Raw genomic sequence first — 18450 nt, forward strand, 5'->3', positions numbered from 1 at the left:
ACGACACCCAACTGGGGAAAATGATCTAGCAAAAGTGGGGAATTTCAGCTAGCGCCATCAGCTTTTAACCAGGGCGCCCATCTCCCCAGCCCACACCGCTTTTAACCAGGGCGCCCATCTCCCCAGCCCACACCGCTTTTAACCAGGCCGCCCATCTCTCCCCGGCACACACCGCTTTTAACCAGCGCGCCCACCGGCACTCACCGCTTTAACCAGGGCGCCCACCAGCCCACACCGCTTTTAAGCAGGGCGCCCACCACCCCAGCCCACACCGCTTTTTAACCAGGCCCCCAGCACACACCGCCCTTAAACAGGGCCGGCACCCCCCCGCAGTCCCAGTCGTCGACCAAGCCTCACTCAAGTAGCGGCATGACCCAGGTCACCCTCTCGTTCGTACCCACCAGATCATGGCCGGATTCTTGCGGGAAGTGGCTTGCGGGCCACTCGTGGGCGGCGCGCGAACTCCGGATCATGGGCGGGTGACCTCGACTCCCACCCGCGTGCCCCGACAGCGGCGTACCCGTCTGCATCCCGCCTGGTTTGTGGCGGCGGTCGCGTTTCTGGCGGTGATCGGCGCGGCCGGCTTCCGGTCTACGCCCGGTGTCATGCTGACGCCGTTGCACCAGGAGTTCGGCTGGTCGGTCGGCACTATTTCGGCGGCGGTGTCGGTCAACCTGGTCTTGTACGGCCTGACATCCCCTTTCGCGACCGCCCTTATGGAGCGCTTCGGCCCGCGCAAGGTGGTGGCGGCAGCGCTCGCGACCGTCGCGGTCGGCAGTGGTGCGACCGTCTTCATGACCGCGCCCTGGCAGCTGATCCTGTGCTGGGGAGTCCTGGTCGGGCTCGGCACCGGCTCGATGGCGCTCGGATTCGCCGCGCTGGTCACCGACCGCTGGTTCGTGGCCCGCCGCGGCCTGATCATCGGCATCCTCACCGCGGCCGGTGCCACCGGCCAGTTGGTCTTCCTGCCGCTGCTGTCGACGCTGATCTCCACGTCCGGTTGGCGCAGCGCGGCGCTGGTCGTCGCGGCGATCGCGCTGCTGGCCGCGCCGCTGGTCTGGTGGCGGCTGCGCGACCGTCCCGAAGACATCGGCGTGCTGCCGTACGGGGCCACCGAGGCCCCGGCCAAGGTCGCCCAGGTCGTCGGCGGCGGGGCGATGCGGGCCGTCACGGCCCTGGGCCGGGCCGCCCGCAAGCCGGTTTTCTGGTTGCTGGCCGCGAGTTTCGCGATTTGCGGGGCGACCACCAACGGGCTCGTGCAGATCCACTTCATCCCGGCCGCGCACGACCATGGCATGGTCGAGACGACGTCCGCGGGCCTGCTCGCCATGGTCGGCGTCTTCGACATCGTCGGTACGGTCCTGTCCGGCTGGCTGACCGACCGTTTCGACTCCCGGCTGCTGCTGATCGTCTACTACACCGGCCGCGGCCTGTCGCTGCTCGTGCTGCCCAGCCTGTTCGCCGCCACCCTGCGTCCCGACATGGTCATCTTCATCGTGTTCTACGGCCTGGACTGGGTCGCTACCGTGCCGCCGACGGTGGCGCTGTGCCGCCGTTTCTTCGGCGCCGACGGACCGGTCGTTTTCGCTTGGGTGCTGGCATCGCACCAGGTGGGTGCCGGCATCGCGTCAGTGACGGCCGGCGTCGTACGAGACGCGCTCGGGAACTACGACCTGGTTTGGTACGTCGCCGGCATGTTGAGCGTCCTCGCGGCGATCATCGTGCTCGCCATCCAGCGTCGTCCGCGTACCGTCGTCGTCGCAGCTTGAGGGACCTCCCCCGGGAGTGCTCTACAGACTGTCGAGGACTATTCTCCCTGCGGAGGGGTGGAGACCTCTCGCTCGCTCGCCGACATGCTGGAGGGGTTTGGTGTCCACGGCCGACAAGCAGGTTGAGCCGACGCCCATCGTCACCCGGCCGTGGCCGGTTCGGCAGTCCGTGAAGGGCAGCGTGCTGCTCAGCCTGATCCGGACCACCGACGCCAAGACGATCGGCCTGCTCTACCTCATCACGTCGTTCATCTTCTTCGGGATCGGCGGTGTGCTGGCCCTGCTGATGCGGGCCGAGCTGGCCCGGCCGGGGCTGCAGTTCCTCACCAACGAGCAGTACAACCAGCTGTTCACCATGCACGGCACGATCATGCTGCTGCTGTTCGCGACGCCGATGGTGTTCGCGTTCGCCAACTACATCGTGCCGCTACAGATCGGCGCGCCGGACGTGGCGTTCCCGCGGCTGAACGCCTTCTCGTTCTGGCTGTTCGCCTTCGGCGGCACGATCGTGGTGCTCGGCTTCATCACCCCGGGCGGGGCCGCCGACTTCGGCTGGTTCGCGTACGCGCCACTGAACTCGGCGATCAACTCGCCCGGCGCCGGCGCCGACATGTGGATCATCGGTCTGATGATCTCCGGTCTGGGTACGATCCTGGGCTCGGTCAACATGGTCACCACGATCATGACGCTCCGGGCGCCCGGCATGACGATGTTCCGGATGCCGATCTTCACCTGGAACATCCTGGTCACCGCGCTGCTCGCACTGATGGTCTTCCCGGTGCTGGCCGCCATGCTGGCGGCGCTGACCGCCGACCGGCACCTGGGCGCGCGGGTCTTCGACGCGGACAACGGCGGTGCGCTGCTCTGGCAGCACCTGTTCTGGTTCTTCGGCCATCCAGAGGTCTATATCGTCGCTTTACCATTCTTCGGCATCATTACCGAGGTCATTCCGACCTTCAGCCGCAAGCCGGTCTTCGGCTACAAGCCACTGGTGGGTGCGACCCTCGCGATTGGTGCCCTGTCGCTGACGGTGTGGGCGCACCACATGTTCGCCACCGGCGCGGTGCTGCTGCCCTTCTTCAGTTTCCTGTCGTTCCTGATCGCCGTACCGACCGGCATCAAGTTCTTCAACTGGATCGGCACCATGTGGCGCGGGTCGATCACGTTCACCACGTCGATGCTTTTTGCGATCGGCTTCCTGGTGACGTTCCTGTTTGGTGGGCTTTCCGGCGTACTGCTGGCATCCCCGCCGATCGACTTCCACGTCTCCGACTCGTATTTCGTCGTCGCGCACTTCCACTACGTGCTCTTCGGCACCATCGTCTTCGCCGTCTATGCCGGGATTTACTACTGGTTCCCGAAAATGACCGGCCGAATGATGGACGAGCGGCTCGGGAAGCTGCATTTCTGGCTGACTTTCATCGGTTTCCACACCACCTTCCTGGTGCAGCACTGGCTCGGCGCCGAGGGCATGCCCCGCCGGTACGCGGACTACCTCGCGTCCGACGGGTTCACCACCCTGAACACCGTTTCGACGATCGGCGCCTTCATCCTGGGTGCCTCGACGCTGCCGTTCGCCTGGAACGCCTGGAAGTCGTACAAACTCGGCCGCGTCGTCACGGTCGACGACCCCTGGGGCTACGGCGGCTCGCTCGAATGGGCCACCAGCTGCCCGCCCCCTCGGCACAACTTCACCCAGCTGCCGCGGATCCGGTCCGAGCGTCCCGCTTTTGACCTGAAATTCCCCGACTACGCCCCCGGCGCCCGACCAGTCGCACCCCCCGCCCCGAAAAAGGAAGTCACTACTTCCTCGAAGTAGCTCCTCTCTTCAAAACTCGCCGGCTGGCCCTCCCAGGCCGCCGGCGAGTTTTTTTTGTTCCCCCCATTCCTGCCACCCCCCCGCAGTCGACGTCGAGTGCGGGACTGACGGGACGGGACCGGGCGGGACCACACGTGGCGGCGAGGGCGAGCTAGGCTCACCACGTGGCTGAACCGATCCGGGTGGTGTGTACGGTCACCGGCGCGGACCGGCCGGGGGTGACGGCGACCCTTTTCGAGGCGTTGACCGCGTACGAGAGCGAGCGCGTCGAGGTTCGGGACGTTGAGCAGGTGGTGCTGCGCGGCAAGCTGGTTCTGGGAGTGTCGCTGGCGGTGCACGGCGATGCCGGCGCGCTGGCGGGGCATCTGCACAAGACCTGTGGTCGGCTCGGGTTGACCGCGGAGGTGCTGATTGGTGGCCCGGCGACGCCGAGCGTCGAGCAGCCGAGGCGCCAGCACGTGATCCTGTTGGGGCGACCGCTGACCGCGCCCGCGATGGCCGGGGCGGCCGCGCGGATCGCTGAGCTCGGTGGCAACATCGACCGGATCACTCGGCTGTCGAAATATCCGGTGACCAGTCTGGAACTCATTGTCTCCGGAGTGGACGGCCCCCACCTGCGGGCGGCACTGGCCGAGTCGGCGAAGGCGACCGGTACGGACCTCGCTGTCGAGCCGGCCGGGTTGGCCCGCCGGGCGACCAGGCTGGTGGTGTTTGACGTCGATTCGACGTTGATCACCGGCGAGGTGATCGAGATGCTGGCCGAGTACGCGGGCCGTCGCGAAGAGGTCGCGAAAGTCACCGAGCAGGCGATGCGCGGCGAGCTCGATTTCGGCGCTTCCCTGAAGGCGCGGGTCGCTGAGCTGAAGGGTTTGGACGCGAGCGTCATCGATGCGGTACGCCACGATCTTCAACTCACCCCCGGAGCCCGCACTTTGGTACGTACGCTCAAACGCATGGGTTATTTGTGCGGAGTCGTCTCCGGCGGCTTCACCCAGGTCACCGACCAGCTGGTGGCAGATCTCGGGCTCGACTTCTCGGCCGCGAACACCCTGGAGATCGTGGACGGCCGGCTCACCGGCGAGGTGGTCGGGGAGATCGTCGACCGGCCCGGAAAAGCGACCGCGCTGCGGAATTTCGCCGAAAAGGCGGGCATTCCGATGAGCCAGACGGTGGCGGTCGGCGACGGCGCCAACGATATCGACATGATCAGCGCGGCTGGGCTGGGCATCGCCTTTAACGCTAAACCGGCCTTGCGTGCGGTCGCTGACACGTCCCTCAACCAGCCATATCTGGACGCCATCCTGTTCTTCCTGGGGATCAGCCGCGACGAGGTGGAAGAGGCCGATGCCGGCAGTTGACCAACTGACCGCCCTGCTGGAGCCGATGGTCGAGCGCCACAAGCGGCTGATGGCCGGCGAGATCGAGCCGGAAACGGACGTAAGAGCGCAGCAATTGGTCGTACGAGTGGAAAAAGCCGACCCTCCTGCGCACACTGACGCGCTGACGGCGGCGGCGCGGGCGGTGGTCGTGTTACTCGCCGATCCGCGCTCGGCTGAGGGCGGTGAGTGGCATGACGAGGTGCATGCCTGGATGACCGACCGGATCCGCAAGGTCGTCCGGCGGGCTCGTGGCATCCACTGGCGGGTGGCCGAAGGGCTGCCCGGGGTGACAGTGCGGGTTGGTACGGCGCAGGTGCGCGCCTTCCCGCCGTCCCTGGTCACCGAGCTGCCGAAGGAGCTGTCCCGGTTGCAGGTCGCCGGCATCGAGCTGACCGACCCCGATGCCGCCGACCGTGACAATCGGATTCCGAACGTAACAACGCCGACGCTGTGGTTGACGCCGGAAGCGACGATGACGACCGGCAAGGCGATGGCGCAGGTCGGGCACGCGTCGATGCTGCTCGCCGCTTACTCCGACCGCGACCGGCTGGCGGCCTGGGCCGACGCCGACTTCCCGGTGTTGGTACGAGCCGCCACGAAGCCAGAATGGGCCGAGCTGGTCACCAGGAAGGACGCGGTGGCCGTACGCGACGCGGGTTTCACCGAGGTCGAGCCGGGCACGATCACGGTGCTAGCCACCTGGTGAGTGCGACCGCCGGATGCTGGCCCCGAAGCCTTCCAGCAGCCGGTCGAGGCCGTGCTGGAAACCGCGCTCAGCGCGATCCGCGGCATGTGGCTCCGAGGCGTCCAGCCACATGCGGCTGATCAGCGGAAAGTCTCCGCTCGCCATAACCGCTTGGGCGTACGCCGCATGCGCGTCCATCCAGGCCTCGGCATCGAGCCCGGACCGCTGGATGGCCCACTGCTCGGCGACCTCCCGCATCGCGAAGCCCTGTACGTACGCGTCGAGGGCCTCGGCGATGATGTACATCTCGTCGATCGGCAGCTGGAGCCCGTCGACCGCCCGCAGCGAACGCTCCTGAACGACCAGCCCGCACGGCCCGACGGCCGGTCGGCCGGACACCGTCGCCATCCACGGATGCCTCACAAACCGCGCCCGTTTCCAGGATGCGAGCTGGCGAAGATCCTCCACCCAGTAGCCCGTCGGAATGGGTAGCTGCTCCTCGCCAAGGACGGCATCGACCATCACGTCATAGAGATCGTCCTTCGACGACACGTATCTATAGAGCGAGGTCGTACCGGTGCCCAGTTCGGCGGCGACCCGCCGCATCGACACCGCGTCGATGCCCTCCGCGTCCGCCACTCGTACGCAGGCCAGTGCGATCTCGGTACGACTGTGGGCTGGCCTCGGTCCGCGAGACGCCCGCTCCGGCCGCATCCAGATGACCACCGACCACCTCCAGAAGGCTAATTGCGAACAGTGTACTCAGTTTGCTAGCGTGGCCTTACTGAGTACAGTGTTCCCTGGTTTGGAGACGATCATGACCATAGATGTAGTTGTTGTTGGAGCAGGTCCGGTTGGCCTGATGCTGGCCGCCGAGCTGAAGCTGGCCGGGGCGAACCCGGTCGTGCTGGAGCGGCTGGCCCGCCCGTCCGGCGAACCGCGGGCCCGTGGCATCGGCCCACTCGCGACCGAGGCGTTGCAGCGGCGTGGGTTGGGCGAGCTGATCGCGCGGCACGACGAGGCCGGGCGTGCGGACAAGGCCCGCGATCACGGCAGCGAGAAGGCCCATTTCGCGTCGATTTTCAAGATCGATGCGCTGGAGCGAAAGTCCACCCTGATTTGGCAGGTGGAGCTGGAAAAGATCCTGCTGGAGCATGCCGTCGGAATGGGCGTGCCAGTCTGGTACGAGCACGCCGTGACTGGTCTAGAACAGGATGAGGACGGGGTCACTGTGCGTGCCGGCGATCGCGAGATCCGGGCCGCGTACGTGGTGGGCTGCGACGGCGGCCGCGGCTCGGTCCGCAAGCTGGCTGGCTTCGACTTTCCCGGCACCGCACCGCTGATGACGGTCCGCCGGGTGCCCGCGCACATCGAGGATGTGAGTGAGCTGCCGCCGCCCGGCCGGGTTGAGGGCGGCACGCTGTTCTACGGCCACGGGATGGTGGCCACCTTCGACTTCGCGGACCCGGACCGCTGGGACGGCCCGATCACCGTTGATGAGATGCAGGCCAGCGTCAAGCGGGTGTCAGGCGTCGACGTGACGATCACGGACGTGCAGGATGGCCTCCGCTTCACCGACCAGGCGCGGCAGGTGACGGCGTACCGGCTGGGTCGGGTGCTGCTGGCCGGCGACGCGGCTCACGTCCACTCGCCCAGCGGTGGCCAAGGCCTGAATCTCGGCCTTATGGACGCGGTCAACCTGGGTTGGAAGCTCGCCGCCACGGTCGCCGGCACCGCCCCGGAGGGGCTGCTCGACTCGTACCACCGGGAGCGCCACCCGGTCGGCGCGGACGTGCTGCACAACACCCGGGCGCAGTCGGCGCTGCTCCGGCCAGGCCCGCACACCGACGCGCTGCGTGACATCGTCGCGGATCTTATGGACATTCCCGAGGTCAATCGGCATTTCGGGCTGATGATGTCTGGGCTGGACGTCCAGCACGAGCTGCCGTACGAGTGTGACCACCCGCTCGCCGGCCGGCCCTGCCCGGATCTGGCGTTGACGCTGGTCAACGGTGCGGACGCGCGGTTGTCGGAGCTGACCCGCGACGGCGATGCGGTGCTGCTCGCGCCCGCTGGCGCGGTGCCGGGCGCCGTCGAGGTCCAGTCCACCGGGCGCGACGACCTGGTCGCGCTGCTGGTCCGGCCCGATGGCGTGGTCGCTTGGGCGGCGGGTCCTGGAGACGCGTACGACACGCTGGATGTCGCGTTGCGTGCGTGGTCGGTGGACTCATCTCGCGTTCGGGCTTGACTTGGAGCGCACTCCAACTCCTACGGTCTAGTGGTGAGCTATTCCATCGCCCAAGCGGCACATCAGAGCGGACTGTCCGCTGACACGCTCCGCTACTACGAGCGCATCGGGCTGGTGGATCCGCCGGCCCGCGACTCCGGGGGCCGGCGGACGTACTCGGACGCGGACATGGCCTGGCTGAGCTTCCTGACCAGGCTGCGGATCACCGGGATGCCGATCCGGCTGATGGTGGAATACGCCACTTTGCGGCGCGGCGGCGTGGGCACCTCCGCCCGCCGCCGGCAGATCCTGCAGCAACACCAGGCGGACGTACGTGCGCGGATAGCCGACCTGCAGGCCTGCCTGAAAATCATCGACTACAAAGTCGAGAACTATCTAAACGTTGAACAGCGGCTGGGTCTCCTGGCGCAGGTAGAGCAGGACTCCGCATAGTAACGCCCCGCTGCTTGCGAGAGGCGCAAGCAGCGGGGCGGTGCGGACAAAGTCGGTGGGTCAGGATTTGAGGAGGGCGAGTTCCTCTTCGACCTGTTTTTGGTGCGCGGCGGCGTCTTCTCGGGCGCGGCGCGGGCTCCACCGGCCGGCCATCACGAAGATCAGCGGGATGAAGACGATCTCGCCGCCGACGCAGACCCACCACCAGTTCTGCCATTGGCCACGGGTGGTGGCGGCCGCGCCGGCCACCTGAGGTCCGTACGTCTGCAGGAAAGTCAGGTCGGCCTTGGGAACGGCGGCCACTGCCTGCAGTTTTCCGACCGCGGTGGCGGCATCCACGTGCTGGGCGGTGGCGATTTCGCCAACCGCCTTGGTAGCCGCGGCGGTGTCCTGCGGATTTGCGCTCAGTGCGGCCAAAGTGGCCGGGTCAATGGCTTTGAGAGTGGCCAGCTGCGGTGCGTATTTCGTGCTCAGCTCCTGCACCTGAGCGCCGTACTGCACGAGCGGTGTCATCGAGCTGATCACGAAAGGAATGGCGGCGATGCTGACGGCGACGACGATGCGGACGATCCAGCCCCAGACCGCCAGCCCAGTCGCGGTCAGCGCCGGGTTACGGCGTTCCACCGTCTCGGTGAAGCTCGCCATCCACGGCGCGTACGCGATGGCCAGGAAAACGGCCATGATGCTGATGATCCAGACGAACGTGTAGTAGCTGGTCTCCGGATGGTGCACCCGGTCGGCGAAAACGATCGTCATCACGACCGAGCCGATCGCACCGAAGATCATGAACGGTTTTCGGACCTTGGTCAGGTCCGAGACGATGCCGACCACGATCAGGGCCAGCGCGTCGAAAGCCCAGAACCAGTTTCCCAGTCCGTTGGCCTCGGCCAGGCTGTAGCCGAACAGCGTGGTGAAGTAAATCGTGAAGAATCCGACCGCTGTGTAGTAGATGATCAGGAACACCGCGATCGCGAAGGCCGAGCCGATGATGTCCAGGTGCAACATCTGTCGCCACGGATTGCGCAGACTCTGGTTGATGTCGATGCCTTTTGCCTTCGCCTCGACCAGTTGCCGGTCGCGCAGACTGACCATCAGTTGGTCGCGCAGTCGGGGTGAGAGCTCCCGGAGTCCGAAGAGCGCGACCACGAAGACGACCAGCCCGGCAATGCCGCAGATGATGAACTGCGACTGCCAGTCCGGCAGGAAACCGATGGTGTTGCTGGAAACTTCCGACAGGACCAGGCTGCCGACCACCGGTCCGAGCGTCCAGAAGCCCATCGCGGAAGCCCTGCCGAGCTGCGGCGAGAAGTCGCGTACGAGGGCGGGCGTGGCCACCAGGACAATGCCCTCAACGAACGAGACCACCGCGAACACGATGCCGTACGTGAGTTTGTCGGGAGCGTTGGGAAGCGCGAAGAGGATGAGGACCCCGGTCACCGCGAGGCCGTACGCGACCAGGTTCGCCCGCCCCCAGCGATCGGCCAGTCCGGCCACGATCGAGGCGAACGCCCCTATCAGGTTGCCGAACACGGAAATGTAGACATAGTAAGGAAATGACATGTGATAGTGAGCGATGATCGCGGGCGCGACGGCGCCGCCGACATAAAGTTCGTAATAAAGGACGACGGTCGCGATAACCACAATGCTCAGATAGAGCATGCGCTTGCCGGTGCTGGGATAGTGGTCGAGCTGTCGGTGCCAGAGCCCGCGGGTCCACCCGCCGCTGACATCCCCCGCGGTGCCCGAGACGACTGCGGTCATCAGACCGCCTCCTTCGATTCGCCGAGATACGAACCCTGGACGGCCGCCGCCGCGGCCGGAGCCTGGTGAGGGAGCTGGCACCTCCTGTTTTTACTTGCGGTACGGGGTTGATCACGTGGAGACTGCCGAGTGTCGCGCATCACAGGTACGCGCTCGTACTCTAGAAGCGAGGGGGCCATGAGGCAAGAGGGGTCATTGGCCCGTACGCACGAAGGTGAGCCCGGCCTGCCGCGTGGCAGGTCTCGGTTGCCGGCCGCTCGCGTGCGGGCCGCGCAACGCGAGCGGATTATTCGCGCGATTGTGGCGGTGGTGGCCGAAAACGGTTATGCCGCCGCGACAATCGCCGATGTAGTGCGAAATGCAAAGGTGTCCCGAGCTGCTTTTTATGCTCATTTCAGCGACAAAGAGGACTGTTTCCTGGAGGCCACCCAGGAGGGTGGCCGGTTGATGATCGGCCATATCGTGGCCGCGACCCATGGGCTGGCGGACGACGTAAGTCCGGAACAGGCCATGCGGGTGGCCTGCCGGGCATTGCTGGAGTTTCTCATCGCCGAACCGGCTTTCGCGCAGGTTTTCTACGTCGAGATGCCCGGCGCGGGCAGGGTGGCGCGGGACCGCATCGACGCCTCGCGGCACCGCTTCGCGCATCTCAACCGGGCCTGGCACCAGCGTGCGCGGGCCGTGGATCCGTCCTGTCCGCAAGTGCCCGAGCACGCATATCTGGCCGCTGTCGGGGCCACTACTGAACTTGTCCGCGCGACCGTCCACAGTGGACGATTCGACGCGCTGGCCGAGCTGGAGGACTCGCTCGTCGCGCTGCACCTGGCTCTACTGGCCGCGAAGGCCTGGACAAAAGGTACGCCTTAGGGTGGAGCTGGAGGAGTTCCCCCGGCGAAAGGCATCGGATGCGTACGGTCAGGTTTCACTCGTACGGTGACCCGGACGTGCTGGTGGTGGACGAAACACCCAAGCCGCTGCCTGGTTTCGGTGAGGTGCTGGTCGAGGTCGAGACCGTCGGCATCACCCTGCCGGTGGTCCGGCTGGTCCGCGGCGACGGGAATGGCGGCGGCGTACCGCTGCCGGCCGCGCCCGGCGGCGAGGTCGCCGGCCGGATCGCCGCGGTTGGTGCCGGAGTGACCGGTTGGTGCGAGGGGCAGCGCGTCACCGGCATCACGATTGTCGGTGCGTACGCTGATTTCGCTCTGGTGCCGATGGGATTTTTGACCGCGGTCCCGGACGAAGTCGACTTGGACGACGCGTTGTTGCTCGTCCGCAGTGGGCAGGTTGCGAGCGGTGTGGTGCGCTGCGCCGGGGTTCGGGACGGCGAGACCGTACTGGTGACCGCGGCGGCTGGTGGCGTTGGGCATCTCGCGATCCAGCTCGCCCGGGTGGCCGGCGCCGGGACGGTGATCGCGGTGGTCAGCTCGGCGGAAAAGCGCGAGTTCCTGCTCGGGTTGGGCGCCGATCGGGTCATCACGTACGAAGATTTGAGGCTGATAGCCGAAAGGCCGGTGGATGTCGTCCTCGACGGCGTCGGTGGTGAGGCGCAGCAGCTGTGCCTCGACGTGCTGGCACCCTTCGGTCGTTTGGTGTCGTACAACGGCGACGGCGCCATCGCGAACGTCAACGAGCTGCGGATGTACGCGCAGACCGTCATCGGTTTTTCGATGGCGCCGTATTTCCAGCAGCGGCGGCAGGAGTACGACGAGAACCTCCGGAATCTCTGGTCGCTGCGCGCATCCGGAGCGCTCCGGCCGGTGATATCCACCCGGTTGCCGCTGGAACGCGCCGCCGACGCGCACCGGATGGTGGAAAACCGGCAGAACCTGGGGAAGATCGTGCTGCGACCGGACCTGCCGGCCAGCTAGCTGGCGGCGATTTTCCGAGCGTTGGTCTGGATACGCGGCACGTACGCGAACATCGCGCCGGCTTCCAGAGCGAGTCGATTACGCTGTCACGTCGACGCCGGCGGCTCGCAGCTGCGCGATCGCGCGCTCGTCGTCACCTTCCTGAAGATTGACGAAGCGGGTGGCGGCCAACGGTACGGTGACCGAAAAACCCAGCTCCTGGGCGTCCAACGCGGTCGCTTTCACGCAGACGTCGCCGGCCAGGCCGGTGACGACCACGTGCCGTACAGACGCGTCTTTCAAGAGATTTCCCAGCTCGGTCGCCCGCACGTCACCGGAACTGGGGTCGCGGACCGAAAAGCCGGAGTAGCCGTCCTCGCCATTGACACCTTTTCGCACTATCGGGCCGGAAACCGTCAGGTCCGGGCGCAGGTCGGCGCCCCAGGTGCCGGCGACGCAGTGCACCGGCCAGACACCGCCGTCCTTGGCGAAATGCGGGGTAACCGGCGGATGCCAGTCCTGGGTATAGAAAACCGGCGCGCCGGCGGCTCGCGCGGTGGCGATTTCGGCATTCACCACCTGGACCACCTGCTCGCCGCCCACCACGTAGAGCCCGCCGGTCGGGTCGGCGAAGTCGTTCTGCACGTCGACCACGATCAAGGCCACCTCAGGGCCGTACGGCTGCGTCATTTTTTTGACCCTTCCAGGAAAATCGTCGGGATAGCCGGCTCGCCCCTGGACAGTTTGAGGCCGTCCCAAGGCAACGTGACCATCCGCTCCCGGAGCATCCGGCGAGCCGCGGTGAGGTCAGGCTGGTCGCCGACCGGTTCCCCGCCGCGCACCAATGGCACCTGCAGCAGCCGCTCGCCCGGGCCCGGCTCCAGGTCGACGGCGTCCGCGATCACCACTTCCTCGATGGCGGTGCCGCTGGGTTTGTGCCGGCGCAGCGCGGTTTTCGCGCCACCACGGGAAGGTTTGCCCTCGCTGCGTTTGGCCACCGGTTTTCCGTCCACCTCCACCACTTTGTAAACCATCCCGGCGGTCGGCGCGCCCGATCCGGTGACGACCGAGGTGCCGGCGCCGTACGCGTCCACCGGAGCGGCGCCGAGTGCGGCGATCGCGAACTCGTCGAGGTCGCCGGACAGCACGATCTTGGTTTTCGTGGCGCCCAGCTCGTCCAGCTGCCGGCGGGTCTGCATGGCGAGCACGCCGAGGTCGCCGGAGTCGATCCGGACCGCGCCGAGGTCCGGTCCGGCCACCTCGATGGCGATTTTCACACCGGCACTGATGTCGTACGTGTCGACCAGCAGGGTCGTACCGACGCCGAGAGTTTTGATCTGTGCGGCGAAAGCGTCCGCCTCTTTGTCATGCAGCAGGGTGAACGCGTGCGCGGCGGTGCCGGTGGTGGGGATGCCGTAGCGGCGGCCGGCCTCCAGGTTGCTGGTCGCGCTGAACCCGGCCAGGTAGGCGGCCCGCGCGGACGCGACCGCGGACTGTTCGGCCGTCCGCCGGGAGCCCATCTCGATCAGCGCGCGGTCACTGGCCGCGTTCACCATCCGGGCCGCCGCCGACGCGATCGCCGAGTCGTGGTTGAACACCGACAGCGCCAGCGTCTCCAACAGCACCGCCTCGCCGAAGGTGCCGCGGATGGTCAGGATGGGGGAGCCCGGGAAGTAGAGCTCGCCCTCCGGATAGCCGTCAATGTCGCCGCTGAAGCGGTAGTTGGCGAGCCATTCCAGCGTCTGGTCGGACACGATGGCGCGCTCGGCGAGGAACGCCAGCTCCGGCTCGCCGAACCGGAACCGGGCCAGCTCCTCCAGGAACCGCCCGGTGCCGGCGACCACCCCGAATCGGCGGCTTTCGGGCAATCGGCGGGCGAACACCTCGAAAACGCAGTCGCGGTCTGCGGTGCCGTCGGCCAGCGCCGCCGCCACCATCGTCAGCTCGTACTGGTCCGTCAGGAGCGCTGAAGTCACGCCGCACAGAATAACTAGCGATGGCCGGTTCCCGCCGCTCGTGTGGCCAGCGGCATGCTCGTCAGTCGAGGCCGCCGCTGTAGTTCGAGGTGCCGCCGCCGGAACCGGAGCCTTCGGTCACGAGCCCGCCGTTGTCATGCACCTCGGTGCTCTCCGCGCGGCGACGGTTCGTACGCGCATGGGGACCGTAGCGATCCACGCCCGGGACTCCTCCCGTCAGGCGCGGTCGGCGCGGCTCGCGGCGATGCGTTCGGTGGCGAGCGTGCGGGCCATGTCGGGGTCGGTGACGCGCCGCAGGATGTCGGCGAGGCGGGTGACCCGCCCGTTCCCGCCCCAGTAGCCGTCCGGGATCTCGGTCGGGAACACCCACACCCGGCCCTTGTCGCGTGGCCACGCGCCTTCCTCCGCGTCGAGTACGGCCTCCGTCACGTCCGCGACGACTCCGGCGCGCCGCCGCTCATCGAGCTGGCCCTCCGGGACGGTCGCCACCACCTTGTAGCGGGGCGCGTCGGCCAGCGCGCCGGCCACGAAGACGGCCGCCGGCCGGTGCACGAACGCCCAGGACACCGCCCGCATCGCGGGGTCCGCGGGGTCGAATCCCTCCCAGCCGATCAGGATATCGGTCAGCCTGCTGAGCAGCGCCTTCTCGGCTTCAGGGGACAGCGCGTCGGCGGGGATATGGACATCGAGCATCGGCATGGCAACCTCCTGGCTGGGTGATCGCCATCGAGGAAACCCTGCTGACTTGGAAATGTCAACTCAGATCGGGCCGGCCCAGATCAGGCTTGGCCGTTGGTCTTCGCGTCCGGGCTGCGGACGAACCCGTTTTTGGCCATCCAGTTCAACGCGACCTGCGACGCGTCGTCGCCGTCGACGGTGACCTTGGTGTTGAGGGCGCCGATCTCCTCGGTGGTGAGTTTGGCGGCGATCGGCGCGAACAACTGCGCGATCTGCGGATATTTGTTCATGATTTCGGTGCGTACGGACAGGGCTGCGTTGTAGTTCGGGAAGAAGTGCTTGTCGTCTTCGAGGGTTTTCAGCCCCAGGCCCTTGATCCGGCCGTCCGTGGTGAAAACCTCACCGAAGGTGCACGATCCCTCTTGGGTACGGGTGTAGACCAGGCCGGTGTCCATGGTCTGGAAGTTCTGCTTGGGCAGGGTGAATCCGTACGCCTTCTCCACGCCGGGCATGCCGTCGTCCCGGCTGGTGAACTCGGTCTCCAGACAGAAGGTGGCCGCCTTCGGGTTGGTCTGAGCCAGCCGCTTGACGTCCGAGATCATGTGCAGGTTGTATTTCTTCTGGTTTTGCGGCGTGACCGCGAATGCGTAGGTGTTGTTCATCGGCGCCGGGTCCACCCAGGTGATGCCGTTCTTGGCGTCCGCCTGCTGGACGGCGACGAACTGGTGGTGCGGGTCGACGATCGGCTTGGTGTTCTTCAAGTACGAGATCCAGGCGGTGCCGGTGTATTCCCATTCCACATCGGTACCGCCGGCGAGCAGCGCCTGCCGCTGGCTGTCCGAGCCCTTGATGTTCGTCCGGTCAGTGATGTCCGCGCCGGCTGCTTTCAAAGCGATGATGGCGATGTAACCGAGAATGATCTGTTCGTCGAAGTCCTTGGAGCCGACCGCGAGGTTCACACCCTTCAGCGCCGGGATTGGTTCTATCGACGCTGGCTGGACTTTCTGCACGTACGCGGAACCGGTTTGCAGGCCACAGCCCGAAAGCGCGATTCCCGCCGCCATCACGACGGCCACGGGTGCTGCGAGCACGCGTAGCCGGTGCGTTCGGCGGGCGGGAATTTTCCGCATTCTAAAGTCCTTTCGGGGTCAGTGCCCGTTCGATCAGGCCACCGACCCAGTCGATCAGCAGGGCCAGCATCACCGCGAGGATGCCGCCGGTGAACAGAATCACCGTGCGTTCGAGCTTGATGCCGGTGTTGATCAGGTCGCCGAGGCCGCCGGCGTCCACGAAGGTGCCGAGGGTGGCCACCCCGACGATGAGCACCAACGTGGTCCGCAGGCCGGCGAGAATGTACGGGACAGCCAACGGAAGTTCTACCCGGGTGAGCACCCGCCACGGCGTCATGCCGATGCCGCGAGCGGACTCGATCAGCGCCGGGTCGATGCTCCGCACGCCGGTGATCGTGTTGCGCAGCACCGGAAGCACGCCGTAGACGACGCAAACCGTGACGGTCAGCCAGAAGCCGAAGAAGTTCGCCTTGACGAACAGCACGGCCAGCAGCACCAGCAGGCCGATCACCGGAATAGCCTGACCGAGGTTGGCCAGCAGGGTGACCGGCGCGGCCAGGAACCGTACCGACCGGCGGGTCACCAGAATGCCCAGCGGAATGGCGACAACCACCACCAGCAGCGCGGACACCGCGGTGAGCACGACGTGTTGCCAGGTCAGGGTGATCAGGTTCGACGCGGTGATCTGCCGGGCCTCGATCGAGTCGAGATGGCTGCTGAAGACCACCTCCAGGTAGAGGCCGGTGATGGCCAGAAGCACCACCGGAGTAACGAAAAGCCGCAGCCGGCTGTCCACCCGCGGCTGCTCGCCGCGGGCGACTTCGGCGGCTGGCGCGGAGGTGAGGTCGGCCATCAGCCGGCGCTCCCGGTCGGCGTGGTGTCCTGCGCCTCGCGGATTTCGGTGATGGTGGCCATGATCTGTTCCATCTGTACGGTGCCGACGTACTCGCCGCGCTCGCCCGTCACCGCCGCGTAACCGCCGCCTTCGGTCAGGATCGCGTCCAAAGCGTCCACCAGCGTCGACCGCCGGGTGACCGTGTCTCCGACCAGGTGGTCTCCATGCTGGACACTGCCGGTGGCTTTGGCCAGCGCCCGGGCGCTGAGCCACTCCACTGGCCGGTTCCGTTTGTCCAGCAACAGCAAATGTTTTCCGCCGCCCAACGTCTGACGTGCCGCCTCCGCGTCGACGCCCAGCGGCGCGGTGGCGACCTTCCCCAGCTGCAGGTGGTGTACGCGCTTGAGGCCCAGCTGGCGAATAGTCGCGCCACTGCCCACAAAACCGGCCACCGTGTCGTCGGCCGGCGCGGCCAGGATCGCCTCAGGTGTGTCATATTGCAGGATTTTGGACTGGTTGCCCAACACCGCGATCCGGTCGCCGAGTTTGATGGCCTCGTCGAAGTCATGCGTGACGAAGACAATCGTTTTTCCCAACTGGCTCTGCAGGTTCAGCAGCTCGTCCTGCAGGTTGCCGCGGGTGATCGGGTCCACCGCGCCGAAAGGCTCGTCCATCAGCAGCACCGGCGGGTCGGCGGCGAGCGCCCGGGCCACCCCGACCCGCTGCTGCTGGCCGCCGGACAACTGCCTCGGGAAGCGGCCGCGGTAGGCGTCCGGATCCAGGCCGGTCAACTCCAGCATTTCGTCCACTCTGGCCCGAATCCGCTGCCGGTCCCACTTCAGCATCGCCGGCACCTGGCCGATGTTCTGCGCGATGGTCATGTGCGGGAACAGGCCGACCTGCTGGATCGCGTACCCGATGCGGCGGCGCAGCTGCGCCGGCTCCAGCTTGGTGACGTCCTGGTCGCCGAGCATGATCCTGCCGGCGGACGGTTCGATCAGCCGGTTGATCATCTTCATCGTGGTGGTTTTGCCGCAGCCGGACGGCCCGACGAAGACGACGATCTCGCCGGCGTTGATATGCATGGAAAAGTCGTCGACCGCCGGCGCTTGCTGGCCGGCGTACCGCTTGGTGACATGGGCCAGCTCGATCGGCGCGCCGCTGACGGACCGGCCGGCGACCGAATCGTCCACAGTGGACGTTGTGGTGGACTCAGGCACGGATTCCCCTTGAGGTGGTGAAACGGCCGATGACAATCAGCACGATGTCGAACATGATGGCCAAGATGACGACCCCGAGGGTGCCGGCGACGGCCTCGCTGACGGCGTTGGTGGCGCCGATCCGGGACAGTCCGCCGAAGATCTGGTTCCCCAGGCCGGGACCGGCCGCGTACGCCGCGATGGCCGCGATGCCCATGATCATCTGGGTGCTGACCCGGATACCGGCGAGGATGCCGGGCCAGGCGAGCGGTAACTCGACCATCAGCAGGATCCGCCAGCGCGGCATCCCGATCCCTTGCGCCGCTTCGATCATCGCCGGATCCACCCCGCGCAGACCCACCACGGTGTTCCGGATGATCGGCAGCAGCGCGTAAAGGACGAGCGCGGTGATGGTCGGCGGGACGCCCAGTCCCAGGAACGGGATCAGCAGACCCAGCAGCGCGAACGACGGCACCGTCAGGATAGTGCTGGTCACCCCCACCGCGAGCGCGGTCAGCCATTTGCTTCGATAGACCAAAATCCCGAGCGCGACCGCGATGATGATGCCCAGCAACAGGCTCTGCGCGACCGTACTGGCGTGCATGGTCGTGTCAAAGATGAGCTGCTGGGACCGCGACTGTAAGTACGCCCAGAAGTCGTTCACCGCGGACTTCTCTTTGCCAGCAAGTACATTTCGCCACTCCTACCGTTCAGGACGGCGGAGTCGGCGATGCGCTCTGTCACCGCACGCA

General features: G+C 66.7%; 18 protein-coding genes. 8 read left to right on the forward strand and 10 right to left on the reverse strand.

All coding sequences use genetic code 11. From position 1 onward, the window contains the following. The first annotated feature begins 479 nt into the window (after positions 1–479). The 4 genes from ABD301_RS09770 to ABD301_RS09785 all read left to right on the forward strand — a co-directional run bounded on the left by ABD301_RS09770 (position 480) and on the right by ABD301_RS09785 (position 5673). Positions 480–1769, forward strand: a complete 1290-nt coding sequence (locus ABD301_RS09770; protein WP_344309128.1) for an MFS transporter — start codon at positions 480–482, stop codon at positions 1767–1769. A 97-nt stretch (positions 1770–1866) separates the two neighbouring features. After that, positions 1867–3588 (forward strand): aa3-type cytochrome oxidase subunit I, encoded by a 1722-nt coding sequence (gene ctaD / locus ABD301_RS09775; protein ID WP_425551913.1) that lies wholly within the window; start codon positions 1867–1869, stop codon positions 3586–3588. Between the two features lie 164 nt (positions 3589–3752). Continuing rightward, entirely contained in the window at positions 3753–4946 is a 1194-nt protein-coding gene (gene serB, locus ABD301_RS09780; protein ID WP_344309132.1) for a phosphoserine phosphatase SerB, read from the forward strand. After that, on the forward strand, positions 4933–5673 hold the full coding sequence (locus ABD301_RS09785) for a peptidyl-tRNA hydrolase (protein WP_163573849.1): 741 nt from the start codon (positions 4933–4935) through the stop codon (positions 5671–5673). The genes serB and ABD301_RS09785 overlap by 14 nt, the downstream gene beginning before the upstream one ends. Here ABD301_RS09785 and ABD301_RS09790 read toward each other — a convergent pair. Then, on the reverse strand, positions 5659–6378 hold the full coding sequence (locus ABD301_RS09790) for a TetR/AcrR family transcriptional regulator (protein ID WP_344309135.1): 720 nt from the start codon (positions 6376–6378) through the stop codon (positions 5659–5661). The genes ABD301_RS09785 and ABD301_RS09790 overlap by 15 nt on opposite strands. A gap of 91 nt (positions 6379–6469) precedes the next feature. Here ABD301_RS09790 and ABD301_RS09795 point away from each other — a divergent pair, with 91 nt between their 5' ends. Together ABD301_RS09795 and ABD301_RS09800 are read left to right on the forward strand one after the other, a co-directional pair. Then, positions 6470–7900 carry an FAD-dependent monooxygenase gene (locus tag ABD301_RS09795; RefSeq protein ID WP_163573847.1) on the forward strand — a complete coding sequence of 477 codons (1431 nt, stop codon included), beginning with the start codon at positions 6470–6472 and terminating at the stop codon, positions 7898–7900. 33 nt (positions 7901–7933) lie between these two features. Further along, entirely contained in the window at positions 7934–8332 is a 399-nt protein-coding gene (locus ABD301_RS09800; RefSeq protein WP_163573846.1) for a MerR family transcriptional regulator, read from the forward strand. A 60-nt stretch (positions 8333–8392) separates the two neighbouring features. Here the strand turns inward: ABD301_RS09800 and ABD301_RS09805 are convergent, their stop codons facing one another. Next, a complete protein-coding gene (locus ABD301_RS09805) occupies positions 8393–10093 on the reverse strand; it encodes an MFS transporter (RefSeq protein WP_344309138.1) in 1701 nt (566 codons plus the stop codon). A gap of 177 nt (positions 10094–10270) precedes the next feature. Between ABD301_RS09805 and ABD301_RS09810 the strand changes: the two genes are divergently transcribed. Together ABD301_RS09810 and ABD301_RS09815 are read left to right on the forward strand one after the other, a co-directional pair. Beyond that, positions 10271–10960 carry a TetR/AcrR family transcriptional regulator gene (locus tag ABD301_RS09810; RefSeq protein WP_344309140.1) on the forward strand — a complete coding sequence of 230 codons (690 nt, stop codon included), beginning with the start codon at positions 10271–10273 and terminating at the stop codon, positions 10958–10960. Between the two features lie 38 nt (positions 10961–10998). Beyond that, positions 10999–11961, forward strand: coding sequence for a quinone oxidoreductase family protein (locus ABD301_RS09815; protein ID WP_344309142.1), 963 nt, complete (start codon positions 10999–11001; stop codon positions 11959–11961). Between the two features lie 78 nt (positions 11962–12039). Here ABD301_RS09815 and ABD301_RS09820 read toward each other — a convergent pair whose 3' ends face one another. From ABD301_RS09820 to ABD301_RS09855, 8 genes are all read right to left on the reverse strand, one after another. Then, complete coding sequence (locus ABD301_RS09820) at positions 12040–12630, reverse strand: isochorismatase family protein (RefSeq protein WP_344309144.1); 591 nt, start codon at positions 12628–12630, stop codon at positions 12040–12042. Further along, positions 12627–13916 (reverse strand): nicotinate phosphoribosyltransferase, encoded by a 1290-nt coding sequence (locus ABD301_RS09825; RefSeq protein ID WP_344309146.1) that lies wholly within the window; start codon positions 13914–13916, stop codon positions 12627–12629. Before ABD301_RS09825 ends, ABD301_RS09820 begins: the two co-directional genes overlap by 4 nt. Before the next feature lie 61 nt (positions 13917–13977). Continuing rightward, positions 13978–14115, reverse strand: coding sequence for a hypothetical protein (locus tag ABD301_RS09830; protein ID WP_344309148.1), 138 nt, complete (start codon positions 14113–14115; stop codon positions 13978–13980). Between the two features lie 17 nt (positions 14116–14132). Then, the gene (locus ABD301_RS09835) at positions 14133–14609 is read right to left on the reverse strand and encodes a 4-oxalocrotonate tautomerase (protein WP_344309150.1); all 477 of its coding nucleotides are present in this window, start codon (positions 14607–14609) and stop codon (positions 14133–14135) included. A gap of 86 nt (positions 14610–14695) precedes the next feature. Beyond that, positions 14696–15724, reverse strand: a complete 1029-nt coding sequence (locus tag ABD301_RS09840; RefSeq protein WP_344309152.1) for a glycine betaine ABC transporter substrate-binding protein — start codon at positions 15722–15724, stop codon at positions 14696–14698. A 1-nt stretch (position 15725) separates the two neighbouring features. After that, complete coding sequence (locus ABD301_RS09845; protein WP_163573755.1) at positions 15726–16517, reverse strand: ABC transporter permease; 792 nt, start codon at positions 16515–16517, stop codon at positions 15726–15728. Further along, positions 16517–17719, reverse strand: coding sequence for an ABC transporter ATP-binding protein (locus ABD301_RS09850; protein WP_344309154.1), 1203 nt, complete (start codon positions 17717–17719; stop codon positions 16517–16519). Before ABD301_RS09850 ends, ABD301_RS09845 begins: the two co-directional genes overlap by 1 nt. Further along, positions 17712–18362, reverse strand: coding sequence for an ABC transporter permease (locus ABD301_RS09855; protein ID WP_344309156.1), 651 nt, complete (start codon positions 18360–18362; stop codon positions 17712–17714). Before ABD301_RS09855 ends, ABD301_RS09850 begins: the two co-directional genes overlap by 8 nt. Between the last annotated feature and the right edge of the window lie 88 nt (positions 18363–18450).

The organism is Fodinicola feengrottensis (assembly GCF_039530045.1).
In the GTDB taxonomy this organism is placed as follows: domain Bacteria; phylum Actinomycetota; class Actinomycetes; order Mycobacteriales; family HKI-0501; genus Fodinicola; species Fodinicola feengrottensis.